The sequence below is a fragment of the Segatella copri genome, assembly GCF_026015295.1.
GTDB classification, from domain to species: domain Bacteria; phylum Bacteroidota; class Bacteroidia; order Bacteroidales; family Bacteroidaceae; genus Prevotella; species Prevotella copri_C.
In genome coordinates, this window is sequence record NZ_JAPDUW010000001.1 from 2579668 (window position 1) to 2595683 (window position 16016).

A 16016-nucleotide genomic window follows, 5' to 3' on the forward strand; every position below is an offset into this window, starting at 1 on the left:
CCTTTCTATTTCACGCCCTTCATCGACAAGGCGATGCGCTTGCGCTTCAAATCTACTTCTGCCACTCTCACCATCACATGTTCATGAAGCTTTACCACCTCAGAAGGATCCTGAATGTAACGGTTTGACATCTGGGATACATGAACCAGACCATCGTTGTGGACACCTATATCTACAAAGGCACCAAACTTGGTAATGTTGGTAACAATGCCCGGCACAACCATGCCTACCTGCAAATCCTCTATCTCCTTGATGCTGGCATCAAACTCAAACTTCTCTACCTCACCACGAGGGTCCAAGCCCGGCTTGTCAAGCTCAGCCATGATATCGGTCAAAGTAGGCATACCCACCTCAGCACTCACATATTTTCTGATATCAATCTTCTTCTGCAGCGCCTTGTCTTCTACCAGCTGCTTCACCGTTACGCCCTGATCTTTCGCCATCTGCTCTACCAGCGCATAGCGCTCCGGATGAACGGCACTGTTATCCAAAGGATTCTTAGCGCCAGGAATGCGGAGGAAGCCGGCACACTGCTCAAAGGCCGAAGGACCCAGACGTGGCACCTTCTTCAACTGGGCACGGGAAGCAAAGGCTCCATTCTCGCGGCGATATTCCACGATATTCTTGGCAAGCGTAGGTCCCAAACCGCTCACATAGGTCAGGAGATGCTGCGATGCGGTATTCAGGTTGACACCCACCGAGTTCACGCAACTCATTACCACCGTATCCAGACTTTTCTTCAGCTGAGTCTGGTCCACATCATGCTGATACTGTCCCACACCGATGCTCTTCGGATCAATCTTCACCAATTCTGCAAGCGGATCCATCAGTCTTCGTCCGATGCTCACAGCACCACGCACGGTAACATCCTCATCCGGGAACTCATCTCTTGCAATCTTCGAAGCCGAATAGATAGAAGCACCATCCTCGCTCACCACATAGATATCTACCGGATGAACGAAATCGATGCTATGCAGCCAGTCGCTGGTTTCGCGGCTTGCCGTACCGTTACCTACAGCCATTGCCTCCACCTGATACATCTTTACCATGCGCTGGATGGCAGCCGTAGCCTCGCTCTTCCTGTTGCGGGGAGGATGAGGATAAACAATTTCATGATGAATCAGATTGCCCTGCGCATCGAGACAGCAAGTCTTGCAACCATTGGCAAAACCCGGGTCAACCGCCATCACGCGTTTCTGTCCGAGAGGAGCCGCCAACAGGAGCTGGCGCAGGTTTTCGGCGAAGACCACAATAGCCTCCTCATCCGCCTTCTGCTTGCTGAGCGCAGCAAATTCGGTTTCAATGCTAGGCTTCAGCAGTCGCTTAAAGGCATCATCCACCGCTTCACCCACCAGCGTCTGGCACTCACCGAAACCATGTACATAGTGGCGCTTCAGTTTATCCTGACACTGCTCATCATCAGCCGAGATGCTGACACGCAAGAATCCTGCCGCCTCGCCTCTACGCATAGCCAGCAGTCGGTGCGAAGAACATTTCTTCAATGGTTCTGAGAAATCGAAATAATCGGAGAAGCGCTGCGCCTCTTCCTCATCCTTCTTCTTGGCTACCACCTTAGAAGTGATGATGGCACCGCGTCTGAACTCACCGCGAATCTGATTGCGGCTCTGCTCATTCTCGCTTACGGTTTCGGCGATGATGTCCTTGGCTCCCTGAAGAGCAGCCTCCACATCCTTCACCTTATCGCCCACAAACTTTCTGGCAGCCTGTTCCGGATTGCGCTCACGCTGGAAGAGGAGCAGCTGTGCCAGAGGTTCCAAACCAGCCTCACGTGCTATCTGTGCACGGGTGCGGCGCTTAGGCTTATAAGGAAGATAGATATCTTCCAGTTCGGTGGCATCCCAGCACTGTTCGATGCGTTTTTTCAGTTCATCCGAGAGTTTTCCCTGTTCCTCGATGGTTTTGAGGATAGTCTCTTTTCTCTTCGCCATCTCTGAGAGTTTCTCGTTAGCCTGTGCGATGGCTTCAATGTTTACCTCGTCCATATTACCGGTTTTCTCCTTGCGGTATCGCGAGATAAACGGAATGGTGCAGCCCTCTTCGAGCAGCGCCAGAGTATTTTCTACAGCCTGCTCCTTCAGATTGAGCTGGGCTGCTATCAGCTTTGTAAATTGATTCATTTATGATATTAATAAAAAAAGATTCAAACTGTTTGTTCATGCAAAGATAGAGAAAAAAGTTGGTTTGCCCAAATATTCCCTCATATTATTTGGCGGTTTCACTAAAAAATCGTAGCTATCCTTCAGAAATAGCTTTAGATACATTCTGCATGCCCGGTTTTCTTGATTTACATCAACAATACGACTTGTTTTGCAAGAAAAACTGAGAAATAGTTTTGAGTTTCAAGTTATTTCCTATATCTTTGCCGCCGAATTAGAGAGTGCAGGGCATGTCTGGGATGTGCTTTGCTATCATAAATAAAGGGGCTGAAAAGCTACCTGATTAGAGTGATAAAATAAAGTAATAATTAAAAGAAAAGATTGATTATGAAGAAGATTATGTTGAGCCTTGCTATGGCTCTCGTTTCAGTTTGCGCTAGCGCACAGGTTTACATCGGTGGTACAGCTGGTATTTCCAGCAACAAGATCGGTGATGGTGACAGCAAGACAGCTTACACCTTGATGCCAGAGATTGGTTACGAATTCAACAACAAGTGGGAGGCTGGTCTCGAGATTGGTATCAAGAAGGGCGAAGTTTGCAAGCTTTCTCCTGTAGGTGAATCTACAACATTCACTGTAGCTCCTTACGTACGTTACACAGCCGTAGAAACCAAGTTGGTTAACCTCTTCGTTGAGGGTACAATCGGTTACAGCAGTTACAGCAAGGGCGGTGGCGATGCCTACGAGGTAGGCATCAAGCCAGGTTTGGCTGTTAAGCTTTCAGACCACGTAAACTTCATCACAAAGGTAGGTTTCCTCGGTTACAAAGGTTATTCTCCTGACCAAGGTAAAAACTCATCAACATTCGGACTTAACGTAGATGCAAGCAACATTTCATTTGGTGCTATCTACAAGTTCTAATCTTAGGGTGCTCATTTACTCATAAGCAATAATATCAGGGGCGCAAGCGATTCCTTTCCAGGAAATAGCTTGCGCCCCATTTTTATCTGCAAGCGAACACGCTTTTACTCTTCACTCTTCACCTTTCCTTCGGAAATCCCTGTGTTTATCGGCATTCTGAGGGGTGAAGAGTTCTTGGACACTCTTCACCCACTCTTCACCACTCTTCACCGATTCCAAAGACCAACAGGCGTAAATTGCAGCGCAAGACCGCTAGGTGTTAAGGAGAGATGCAAGACCGCTAGGCGTCCCTGAGGAGGGTGCGCCATAAGTCTGGATAATAGTTTGGCGCATAACAGTTGACCATCGCATGCACATCACCTGTTGTGCATGCGCATATCAGCTGTTATGCAAGCGCACAACAGCTGTTGTGCGACCGAAGATACTGGCTGTTTCAACAACATATCCTAACACTTCCAACAACATATTCTTACTCTTCCAACAACATATCCTAGCTCTTCAAACAACATATCCTTACTCATCCAACAACAAGAAAAGGGTGAATCATAAATTTATGACACATCCTCCGCCGAACCAGCTAAGGTGAAGAGTGGTGAAGAGTGGGTGAAGAGTGCCCAAGAACTCTTCACCCCTCGAAACGCCCATAAACACTGGGGATTCCGAAGGAAAGGTGAAGAGTGAAGAGTATTTCCTTATCCCTTACTTACAACATTTTTACAGGCATTTACGCTGACTGTTCCTATAGAACAGCCAACTGGCAAGTGTACGGCTAGTCAGCTGTTCTTCATTCGCCAGTACACTGTTTCCGATTAACAGCCAACTTATTCCTCGGCAAAATATTCTTCCATAACTAGACAATAAACGCTACATACTGATAAAAATCTCTGGCAATTATTAGAAATAAGGGTAAAGGAACAAGAACAGATTATAAAAACACTTTTACAGCAGAAAAATGCGTATTTACGCAAAAATCTTTTGTAAATTCATCAAAAAAGCGTATCTTTGCAGCAGAAAAATGCGTATTTACGCAAAAATCTAACGTAAAATTAAATCAATTGACATTCTTAACAGAAATCGCATCAAGAACAATGCTGAGCTAGAAGAACTTCTCTGTATGTTATCATCTGGCATAGGAGGACTGGTAAATCCTCAAAAACTATCGAATACATTCAAGACCAACAAAAATATATCCATTGGCTCTACCACTCTGAAAACATACATCGATTATTGCTCAGATGCCTTTCTTATAGAGGAAGCCAAGAGATACGACGTGAAGGGAAGAAAATATATCAGTACTCCTATGAAGTATTACTTCACCGACTTAGGACTGCGCAATGCACTCATCAATTTTCGCCAAATAGAGAAGACCCATCTCATGGAGAATGCGATATATTGCGAGCTGAGAAGACAGGGATTCAATGTGGATGTAGGCGTGGTAACAGTGAATGGGAAAGACGAAAACGGCACTAGTTATCGCAAACAACTAGAGGTAGACTTCGTGTGCAACAAGGGCAGTCGCCGATGCTATATCCAGTCGGCCCTCAGCCTGCCATCGCAAGACAAGATAGAGCAAGAAATCAACTCATTGCGCCGCATAGATGATGGTTTCGAGCGAATCGTCATTGTGGGCGAAAGCCTCATCAGCAACCGTGATGCAAATGGTATACTCTTCATGAGCATCTATGATTTCATGCTGAATGACTTATAATCAACGATAAATAAGGGGCGTGCTTAAATGAGCACGCCCCCAGACGAGAGATTTTATGTATTCTTTTCACAAAGAATCCTATTTAAACATTATGTATATAATTTTATTTCATGATGGAAAGTTTAGGTGTCGCAACGTTCATCTTCTTGCGAGCACCCGAAGCATCTATCTTCAAGAGATAAGGATTGAGCATTGTTAAGAAGTTACCCAAATAGCTATCATTAGTCAACTCATCACCATCGTAAGCGCCAATAGCGAGATAGTCTACGTTATAACCTGGCCATGAGCCATTATCCTCAAACTCTGCATAGGTTCCTTCCTCATCGCTATACTGAAAACCTGCCGTAAAGCTAACTGCTGAATTCCATATGAGGTAACCAGCTTCAGAATCTCCAAGGATTGATACCGTATTATATTTCTGGAAGACACCAAGATTATGTCCTGCATAAATAGATAACTTGAAAGTAGACTCATCAAATGCCACAGGAACAGACAGTCCAAGCTGAGGCAAGTCCAAAGCATAATTACCTTCAGTATCCTTGACAAACTTGGCAGAGATAGCTGCCTGGGTGCCCTCGTTAGAAGTATAAGCAAGATAATACATACCTTCAAAGTCTCTGGCAAATTCAGACTGCGATACATTGATTGTATTCTTTATATTTCCAGATGAATAAGTGAAACTACCTGAGCGAAAACGTCCGGTCTCATTCTTTTTCAAATCCACCTTGAAACTATCATCTGTCACCGAAACCTTAATCCAATCAGCGGAAGAACTCACTTCAACAGGCAAATTGTGCTTCATAGAATAAGTATAAGAAACAGCAGCATCTGACGCAGCTATTCCAGAAGGCAAACCTTCTAAAACGAAGATTGAACCCAACTGAGAAACATTGACAATAGTAGAATCAGTCTCTGAAGACTTAACTACCAATGTAGTGTGGCGAGACTCATTAGACACATTGGCCTGAGTAGAAATGGTCACCTTGCTACCCTGGGCATTCACTGCAAGCCAATCATCAGCGGCATAAGCCTTCACAACATCCTTGTTAACGGAGATTTCATGTTCACCACCATTGGCACCAAAGGAAGTCTCTGCAGAGAGAACTTTCAGTCCCTCGTCCACTACCTTGTCATCATCGTCACAGGAAGCCAAGGCGAGGCTTCCTATTACGACGAGTAATAAATAATATATTCGTGATAATCTCATAACACATTCTTTTTAAAGTTACTTAATCAATTTCTTACCAAGCACAGGACTGGCATGAAAAGCGGGCATCTTTGTGAAATGTACCTTGACTTGCTGACTACCTCTTGCCTTAGCTGTAAATGACGCAGCACTAGCCCCATCAGGAAGTTTCACGAGCGCAATTCCTTGCATGATTTCCAAGTATGCTTTGAAATCACTTGTACTTGCAGGAGGATTGGCTGCACAAGCCATTACATAGACCATATTTATATCCTCACCCAGAATACTACCTTCAGAGAATATAGCATAAGTTCCATTTTCATCATCATAAGCTACAGGAGCAGAATATGTATACTTGTCAGAAACTGCACTCCAATAACTATCAGTATACAATATGTCGTAAGCATAATAGCTTCCGTATTTTCCCATATACTGGAAACTATTCCAATCAAAGCTATTGGTCTCCGCATTCCATTTCAAGGAAGCATGCAATGTATATTTACCTACCTTAATTGGCATATCGATGGCATCGGCATTGTCGGCTGTCACGTCAAAAACATTCTGCTGTACAGTGCCATCTGCATCATAATACTGCAATACGTATGTACCAGAAATATCCTTGGCATACTCCATCTGGCAGACGGTCATTTCATCCTCGCCATTCTCATTCTTCACCTTCACAGTAGCCACACGAGGATGTCCCTCATTATTGGCGGCAGCAGAGAAAGTAACGCTAGCATCGTCAGCAGTAATCGTCAACCAATCGGCATCTGTGGAATAGGTGAACGTGTTAGCCATTTTCACTTTTTCTGTCACGCTCTGCGCTGCATCGTTCATCTTGATAGATGTACCTATTTTCTTGAAAACATAATCAGGAGTGAGATAAGGATCCAATGAAACCATCTTGCCAGCGGCAACATCACTAGCTACCATGCTATACTTACCATCAGGTAACACAAATGTATGAGCATCACTCTTCCAAGAATCAGGTAGGACGATACCTGTTGGAGTGACGCAATACGGATAGGTCGAAGTATTGTTATCCTTATCCACAAATGACACCCGACGGGTATCTGCATCAAAAGTCAATATACCTTCTACATTTCCATCTTCCGTCAGCTGATAGCTGGTAAACATCTCGCTTTCAATGCCGCTGATATCTTCTAAATATTTCTTCCAATCCGTATTCTCCGGCAAGCGGATGAGACGCATTTTGTTACCCGTTGTACGTCCCTTCAAGTCAATCGTATCATTACTGATCTTCATGACAGAAAACTCGAAGTCGCCTCCACTGGTAGTACCATCAGAATTTGGATTAGCAAAATAATGCATCCATTCATTATAGGTGTTAAATGTAAGAACAGGACCCTGATCTTTCACTACATCATAAGATGAATGTGTTATATCTGTAGGGTCATCTGCCAAATCTAATGCAACATCAGCCTTACCATCTTTGAACTTTACAAGATAAGTACATCCACCACTTGTATATTCATCACCAAGATAATACTGAAAAGCCCAACCGCTGGTAGAAGACTCCAATATCTGCTTGGTTTCTTCTGTAGCATGCTCCAGTCTTTCTGCTGCTGATTCATCAAACAATTCCTTATCGTCATGCAGACAAGACTGAAAAGACAGCATGCTAATTACACCCATGATATATAATAAAAACTTTCTCATGTCTCATTACTTTAAATGTTCCAAATCCAATGAACTCATTTCTCGACCACGATGCTGAACAGCCTTGTGCAACTCGTCAATATCAAGATTCCAGGAATCCTTCATATAGGTACGAATCATCTCCAGTTTCTGGTTGATAATAGCAGCGCCTTTGGTGCCTGCTGTCTTCAACTTAGCTGCCCAGGCAGCATCTGTGCAAGTTACATACTGAGCCATTGTCTCAGCAAAATCCTCGCGACCTTCAACCATTGCATAATTACGTACAAATCCCTTCTTAAGGGCTGTCGCATTAGGAACCTGATACCAGTCACCGCTTACGTAATCTGATTCAGAAATACGATCGAAGTCTGTATTATAAGGCTTCTTTTGGTTCAAGATATGAGTAAACTCATGATGCATCGTAGTGAAATAATAAGTTGTCAGAGCATCATAATCTTTCAATGTAGCATCATCCAGATTATTCACCATATAAAGAGTAACCTTGTAACCACCTTCGGCAGTACCCAGCACCATCGTACCCGTATTCTCATAAGCTGGCGAACCAATCAAAGTGATAACACGAGGTACATACGTCTTGACGAAATCCTGACCAGCAACCTCATTATAAGCATCAAACCACAGATATTTCACGATGATAGCCAACTTAGCCGACTTTGCAGAATCTGCAGGCACCAGATTGTACTTCATATCACTCTCAATCTTCTGCCATTTATACTGGAAATCCACATTATATGGATAAGTATAGTTCTTCAACAACCACTGGTCCAGGTTGTCACGAGCAGGCGAATCAGTAGGGAAGATAGTAGCTCCATCAGGATCATCATCTGAGCAAGAAACAAATCCCAAGCTCATGACAGCTACCATCAAAAGCAAATATATTTTTTTCATACTTTTATTCTTTAATTAAGCGTTTTTAAAAACATTACTTAGTACGTGGATTTGCCTCCAAGCCTGAGTTGATAACATCCTGTGGAAGCTGAATAGCACGACGAGGATCATCTACGGTCAAACTGTCAGTCACATCAAGAATTTCATCATTCTTATTTAAGGTGCGGCGATAGATAACAATACCATAGCGTTTTACATCCTGCATACGCAATCCCTCATGCATGCTCAAGATACGTTTCAACTGCAAGATGCATTGCAAAACAGGTTCCTGAGTTTCTGCATCAATGGTAAATGCCGGATGCAAAGCCTTCTTTACAGTTGGCTCCTTTGGAGTATAATACTTAATACCTTTGTAGTATTCCTTAATACCATCTACAGAAAGTGTTACATTTCTTTTACTGAATACAGAAAGTTCAGTATTTACATCATCTACAGCCTTCTGGTATTCACCCTTCAAAGCATAAGCCTCAGCACGATCCATGAGCAGCATATCTGTATTAAACGCTGAAAATATGCTATGAGAAAAACCTATTTCAGCTTGCAAATCTGTATATTCAAACTCATAAGGAATCTTACGAAGAATATATTTTGACAAAGCTGAATTGTTAAATACCTTATAGTTAAAACCGGTATTGCTTCCCCATGGACCAGCAGCCTGCAACGTCTCTGTTGTTGCCAACACCTTTCCATGTGCATAACGGTCGCCATATGAATATGGACCACCAACAGCACCCCAGTCAGAATAAGCTGTCTGTAATAGGAGGTTAGCATTATTTCCAGAATTTACATACGCTTCCGGCTGCACTTGATCGTTCATGCTCAAACTAGAGAGACCTGCCCAGTCTCTCAACTGTGATGCGGGATTATCACCCAAAACTTTAGTCGCATAATCTATAGCCTTGTCGTAATCCTGATAATATAGGTAGAAACGAGTAGCAAAAGCATAAGCAGCCTTTTGGGTAAAATGGAACTTCGGGGTAGAATAGGTATTACCTACCAAAGGAAGACCTGCCTGAATATCTGCATCTATCTTCTTATATAAATCTTCCAAAGTACCGCGATTATACTTCTGACCTACAACAGTCTCTGTATGCTCAGGATAAGGCAGACCCAATTTGCTGGCAGCGGTAGATTTGTCATATGCATCGCAGAATACGGTAGAAAGCATAAACTCTCCGTAGGCACGGCAGAGAAGAGCCTCTCCCAACTGAGCAGAATACTCAGTCTTTTCTGTATCAGATAGTTTAGCTATATATTCTATAGAAGCATTAGCTGAAGAAATGGCCTTATAATACGCATTCCATAATTCCTGAGGACTCTCATCGTCCTGAATCTCTGTTATATCCTCCCATCGATAGGCCTGTCCCTGGAATTTGTCTGCCTCTGTCCAACCAGTGTTATCTATACAGTCTGTATTGTCTGAGTACATCTCCAACAAATAGGCAGGATAACGTGAAGAATAAGCACTGACTAGCAAGTTACTCACATCATCAGTAGACTTCAATTCCATACGATTGTCTGGCAACTTATCCAAATAATCATCACAAGATGAAAATCCCAAGAGTGAAACTGCCAAAACCGTAGATAATAAATATTTTGTTCTTTTCATTGTGCTTGCATTTTATTAAAGTCCAACTTTAACTGTTAAAGTAAACTGTCTTGGAACAGGTGAAGAAACACCTCCTGAACGGAAAAACTCAGGATCCTGACCATTCAACTTCTTATCAGCATAAATCAGGAAGAGATTGGTAGCCTGTAATTTCAAAGACAGATTATTGAGCGGATGAATCCATGCCTTAGGGAAATCATAACTCAATGATATTTCCTTCATTCTGATGAAATCACCTTTGGCTATACGTACATCAGAATAGTTGTAGGCATTGTAACCATAGCGCAATTGCTTATTGTTCTGATACTGATAGTAACTCAAAATAACAGGCACGTCGGTATATTTTTCATCACCTGGCTGTACCCAACGATTCTTAAACTCCTTAGTCATAGAACTCAAATCAGAATAGGTAGCAGAGAATACAGGATCAAGACGTACAACATTTCCAAAAGAATAGGTCATGAACACATTCAGAGCAAAACCTTTATACTTGAAGATATTACCTAAAGAGCCCTGTATAGTTGGATCTGTAGGACCTTCGTACTTCAGAAAATCGAGGTTCTCACGCTCCTGGAAGTTGATATCATCAGAAGTCACTTTACCTTTCTCATTGAGGAAAGTTGGCAGACCATCTTCGTCCAAGCCCTGGAATTGTACTGAGAACAAAGAACGCACAGGATAACCTTCTCTACGACCACCCATATTGGTCATCAAGTCAATGGCACGGTCCTGACTTTCCAAGTTAGTAATCTCTGTCTTTGTATGAGAGAAGATGAAACTTGTATTCCAAGAGAAATCCTTATTCTTGATATTAGTTGTACTGATACTTAATTCCTGACCGTTAGCCTTCATGTCCGCAGCATTAGCCCAACGGATTACCTCGCCACCGATACCCTGGGTTGTAACAGGACCAATTTCATCAAAGTTCTTACGAGAATAGATATCGAAAGACAAATTGATACGATCATTCAAGAAACCTGCCTCAAAACCAAAGTTAAACTCATGCTTTTTCTCATAAGTCAATTCATCATTTTCCAACTGACTCAACTGGATACCAGTCTCCTTGTCACCTGTCAGCAAGCGCCAAGGTGAATATGCCTTATATACATTGGTAGAACTTGTATAACTAGTTGGAGGAGGAGTAGCAGTAAGTGAGTAAGAAGCCTTTAACTTCAAGTGAGAAATTACAGGCATCCAAGACTGGAAGAATTTCTCCTGATCTACATTCCAAGAACCAGCCACGTTCCAAGTTGGAGTCCAACGTGCACTACGGCTACGACCCATAGCATTACTACCCTCATAACGGTAGGTTCCATTAAGAATATATCTCTGCTTATAAGAATAGGTAGCATTGCCGAAGAAAGCTACAGAACGTGAGTTTGTATTAGAGAGAGAATAATAATCGGTATTCTCTTCCAAACTCTTCTTAAAGAACTGATATATATAGAATGGTACCTCACCCTTGTCATACTGCATACCCCAACCATTAAAGAAGGTACGGGTACGCTCAATGCCTGTAGTCTCCATACCGGCAAAGAGATTCATAAAATGAGTATTATGATCGAACGACTTGCTATAGTTGGCTGTAAAACGGAAGTTGTAATCCAACATACGATTATCTGTACGCTTATACATACCACCATTAGGCAAAACCGAGATTGGCAATGCGTATGGATTATCAGGGTCTGTATAAAGATACTTATTGGCATCACGAATCAGAGAGTTGCCCATAGCTCTATAAGACTCTGCCTGGTTAGAAGAGTCCTCTATTTTATACTCCTGACTTGTTGTCGTATATTTTACAGCTCCCAAAGCAGAAAGTTCCAAGTCTTTGATTGGCTTGTACTTCAATTCACCCTGAAACTTTGCATCAATAAAATTGATGTCAATATAGTTGGTTTCCAACTCATGCAAGATATTGAAAGCTGCATAGTTAGAATGATAATAAGCAGTTGGGTCAAGCGCACGAGAAGTGTTCAATGCATAAGAATATGGGTTGATATCAAAGTCACGCTTCACCTGTCCAGATACAACATCTACATCCTGGCTCAATGTACCAGGAGCTTTCTGGTTACGATAACTACCGCTACCGATAATATTGAATGAAAGATTGTCGAAAATCTTGTGAGTGATATTCAAGTTCAAGGTATAACGCTGAACCTTACTCTGCTTATACCATCCTGGATCGGTCATTACTGAAAGTGAACCATAATAGTTACTTTTATCAGTACCACCGCTCATACTTACAGAATGATTCATCATAATATCATTTGAGAACAATTCCTTGAACCAGTTAGTATTGCGGTATTCAGCAGCCTGTAGGTAAGCATTTTGTGCTTCCTGTGTATTAGCAAGTGCAAACTGACCGGTCTTGGCATCATAGGTATTGATAAGTTCATACATTTTACCATATACACCATAATCACTACCATTCAAAGTACTGGAAACTCCAAGCCAGCCTTTCTCCTTCAATTCCTTATAAATACCCATCTGTTCTTGCGAATTGAGGATATTAAAATCGCTATAACTAGGAATCATACGAGTAGTGAACTCACCCATATAATTAATGTGAGCCTGACCAGCCTTACCCTTCTTAGTGGTAACAACGATGACACCTGCCATGGCACGGGCACCATAAATAGAAGTAGCAGAACCATCCTTCAAAATCTGGAAACTTTCGATATCATCTGAGTTCAAACCGGCAATAGCTGAAGAAATCAAGGTTTCAGGGTCACCTGAAGACAAATCATCTGCATTGATATCGGTAACATCTTCCATGATGACACCATCTACAACCCAAAGAGGCTTAGAAGAACCATAAATAGAGGTTGCACCACGTACACGAATCTTTGGCGCAGAACCAAATGTACCTGACACGTTCTGAACAGACACACCGGCTGAACGACCTTCCAGGGAACGACTTACATCTGTAATACCATTAATCAAGGCATCGTTTGCAGTCAACTGATCTGTTGCACCTGTAAACATACGACGGTCTACATGCTGCATACCCGTTACAACCACCTCGCCCAAGTTCTTGCTATCTGCCTTCAGACGGATAGTCATCTTGGCGGCTGGAGTCAAGGTCTGGCTCTGCATACCGATGTAGCTAACTACAAGTTTTTTACCAGCAGGTACCTCCAAAGAGAAGTGACCGTCAATATCGGTGACGGTACCTGTACGTGCCGCTCCAGCGACTACGACAGATGCACCGATGACAGGTTCACCATCTTCCTGAGAAACTACGGTACCTGTTACTTTCGTTTGAGCCAATGCCCCCCCACATAAAAGGAAGAGATTGACTAACAAGAAAAGCAATCTTTTTTCCATAAAATTCTCTCTTAAAAATTAAACAACTCTTATAACTTTATATTATTATTTTTTCTCTTCTTATACTTTTTAAATCTCTCTTATTACTTTACGGGTGCAAAGATAAGAAAAAGTATTGAATTAATGCAAACTTTATCGATATTTTCATAGAAAAAAGTTAGTTTTTCTTGATTTTCGTCAACATTTAGAAATATTGTCTACACTTTTAATAGAAAAAAGTCAGAAACAATAGATTTAAGCAAAGTTTACAAAAAGGAAATAAAAATGTTCTAAAATACACAAAAAAGGCAAGGTTTCTGTAAAACCCCATTCAGAAGTTTCTCAGAAGTCTTGCCTTTCTTTATACTTAAGTACCTTTATCAGCCACTTGATTATTTATATTTGCCGCTTAGATATTTTATTCAAAATACATTTTTATTTTTTAAGCGTAAATTCAAACTTCAAGCCGCCTTCCTGCTGATTGCTCACACGGATGGTTCCGCCATGCAGGAGAACGGCATTCTTGACGATGGCAAGCCCCAAACCGGTGCCACCCATCTTGCGGCTGCGTCCCTTATCTACCCGATAGAAACGCTCGAAAAGACGGGAGAGATGCTCGGCAGGAACTCCCTGACCATTATCACAGAAGATGAAATGCCACTTATTGCCCTGCTCCTTGGCACTCAACGTTATCTTACGCCCTTCGCCGGCATAAGCTATGGCATTGTCGGTAAGATTGCGGAACACACTATAGAGCAGACTGCGGTTACCCTTCACGATAATATGCTGGTCGGGAAGAAGATTCTCGAAAGTCATCTTGTGCGACTCTCTTTCCAGCGCCGTCTCATGGGCTATTTCACTCACCATCTGCGTAATGTCTACCGCCTCGAAATCTATCATATCCGAACCGTCATCCAACCGGTTCAGGGTAGAGATGTCGCGGAGCAGAGAGGTGAGACGCTCGCTCTGGGCATAACAGCGCTGCAGAAACTGCGACTTTATCTCTTCGTTGATATGCGGATTGTCGAGTATCGTTTCCAGATAACCCTGAATACTTGCTACAGGAGTCTTCAGCTCGTGAGCGATATTCTGGGTAAGCTGCCGCTTCAGTACATCCTGTTCACGTCGGGTGGTCTGTATGCGCTTATACATCTTGATGATGCGCTCAGCTATCTCGCCCAACTCATCGTTAGGGAACTTGGCGAGATCTTCCACCTCCAGACTCTCGTTGTGGTCTGCCTTATAAGCAAAGATGCTCAGTTTGGAAACATTCTTTGCCAGACGGTCCGTAAAACGGTAGAGCACGATGGTAAGCAGAATGACGGCTACAATGGCAAACCAGATGAAATGCTGGTCGGCCTGCAGCGATTTTGCCAAATCATTATTATAAGGTAGTGCCGTACGGATGATGAGCTTGCTTTCCGGAAAATAAGAAGCCACATAGAAATAATCATGCTTCAGGGTTTTAGACTGTCGCTCCACGCTTGAGCCTACCCTGTTTTTCAAGGCCTCTGCTATTTCCTCACGCTTGGCATGGTTGGCAAAATGATCATAGTCGGAACTCATGTTGTCATAAATCACCTTACCGTTAGGGCGCACCAGCGTAACACGAAGATCCTTGCTTTCATGTTCTCGGACAAAAGCCTGCAACTTCTCATGAGCCACAGTCACATCCCTATTGTGGATGCTATCTTGCAGAATAATTCCTTCACCAGGAGAGAGCGCCAGATCTTCTGCCAGCAGTTCATTATAATTTTCCAGCTTGATAGTAAGCGTACCTATTTTATACTGCTTCTCACGTGCCTGCTGGAACACGATAAAACTGACGGCGAACACAAGGAACACCGCCAGTACACTGAAGTACAACTTCCTACCTACACTATTTAGCTTAAACATTTTAATTACGCATCAAAATAATAACCGAACCCCAGACGGGTAACGATGCACTTGGCAAACTTACCAATCTTCTTTCTCATACGGGTGATGTTGACATCCACCGTGCGGTCGAGTACCATCACATCCTTAGGCCATACCCGGTCGATAAGTTCCTGACGGGAGAACACCTTGCCGCGCTCTTCGAGGAAAAGACGCAGGAGTTCGAACTCGGTCTTGGTGAAAGGGATAGCCTCACCATCGATGCTCACCGTCTTCTTGTCCAGATTCAGCTGCAGTCCCTGATAGTTGATGATCTTCGATTCATCAGCATCGCCAGCCTGTTCAGCCGTACGGCGCAAGACGGCACGCACTCTGACCATCACCTCTCGTATAGAGAAAGGTTTCGAGATATAATCATCGGCACCGATATTGAATCCAGTAACCGTATCGTTTTCCGTATCTCGGGCTGTAAGGAAGATAATCGGAACATTGGCTGTCATCGGATTGCCCTTCAACTGCTTAGCCAGCTGGAAACCGCTCATTCCTCCCATCATAACGTCCAACAGCAGCAGGTCGAACGAAGCGATGTCCATCTCCAAAGCCTCTTCTGCAGAATTGGCAGTCTCTACCTCATATCCTTCTGTTTCGAGATTGAATTTCAGAATCTCACACAAGTCTTGCTCATCATCAACAACAAGTATTCTTTTCATATTCTCTTCCATA

At 43.0% G+C, this 16016-nt stretch carries 10 protein-coding genes; 2 read left to right on the forward strand and 8 right to left on the reverse strand.

Annotated elements, in window-relative coordinates:
• Window positions 1–5: 5 nt before the first annotated feature.
• Window positions 6–2138, reverse strand: coding sequence for a Tex family protein (locus tag ONT18_RS11005; protein WP_117693382.1), 2133 nt, complete (start codon window positions 2136–2138; stop codon window positions 6–8).
• A gap of 366 nt (window positions 2139–2504) precedes the next feature.
• Here ONT18_RS11005 and ONT18_RS11010 point away from each other — a divergent pair, with 366 nt between their 5' ends.
• Together ONT18_RS11010 and ONT18_RS11015 are read left to right on the forward strand one after the other, a co-directional pair.
• Window positions 2505–3038 (forward strand): porin family protein, encoded by a 534-nt coding sequence (locus tag ONT18_RS11010; protein WP_264905580.1) that lies wholly within the window; start codon window positions 2505–2507, stop codon window positions 3036–3038.
• A gap of 1060 nt (window positions 3039–4098) precedes the next feature.
• On the forward strand, window positions 4099–4746 hold the full coding sequence (locus ONT18_RS11015; protein ID WP_367398941.1) for an ATP-binding protein: 648 nt from the start codon (window positions 4099–4101) through the stop codon (window positions 4744–4746).
• Window positions 4747–4849: 103 nt separating this feature from the next.
• Here the strand turns inward: ONT18_RS11015 and ONT18_RS11020 are convergent, their stop codons facing one another.
• The 7 genes from ONT18_RS11020 to ONT18_RS11050 form a co-directional block, all read right to left on the reverse strand.
• Complete coding sequence (locus ONT18_RS11020) at window positions 4850–5953, reverse strand: BACON domain-containing protein (RefSeq protein ID WP_264905584.1); 1104 nt, start codon at window positions 5951–5953, stop codon at window positions 4850–4852.
• A gap of 18 nt (window positions 5954–5971) precedes the next feature.
• Window positions 5972–7612, reverse strand: coding sequence for a DUF4302 domain-containing protein (locus tag ONT18_RS11025; RefSeq protein ID WP_264905586.1), 1641 nt, complete (start codon window positions 7610–7612; stop codon window positions 5972–5974).
• A 6-nt stretch (window positions 7613–7618) separates the two neighbouring features.
• Window positions 7619–8500 carry a zinc-binding metallopeptidase gene (locus tag ONT18_RS11030; protein WP_218458913.1) on the reverse strand — a complete coding sequence of 294 codons (882 nt, stop codon included), beginning with the start codon at window positions 8498–8500 and terminating at the stop codon, window positions 7619–7621.
• A gap of 34 nt (window positions 8501–8534) precedes the next feature.
• A complete protein-coding gene (locus ONT18_RS11035; RefSeq protein ID WP_218458912.1) occupies window positions 8535–10109 on the reverse strand; it encodes a RagB/SusD family nutrient uptake outer membrane protein in 1575 nt (524 codons plus the stop codon).
• Window positions 10110–10124: 15 nt separating this feature from the next.
• The gene (locus tag ONT18_RS11040; protein WP_218458911.1) at window positions 10125–13439 is read right to left on the reverse strand and encodes a SusC/RagA family TonB-linked outer membrane protein; all 3315 of its coding nucleotides are present in this window, start codon (window positions 13437–13439) and stop codon (window positions 10125–10127) included.
• 414 nt (window positions 13440–13853) lie between these two features.
• Window positions 13854–15314, reverse strand: a complete 1461-nt coding sequence (locus ONT18_RS11045; RefSeq protein ID WP_264905590.1) for a sensor histidine kinase — start codon at window positions 15312–15314, stop codon at window positions 13854–13856.
• 5 nt (window positions 15315–15319) lie between these two features.
• Window positions 15320–16015: a response regulator gene (locus tag ONT18_RS11050; RefSeq protein WP_006848519.1), complete on the reverse strand. Its 696-nt coding sequence runs from the start codon at window positions 16013–16015 to the stop codon at window positions 15320–15322.
• Window position 16016: the final 1 nt, after the last annotated feature.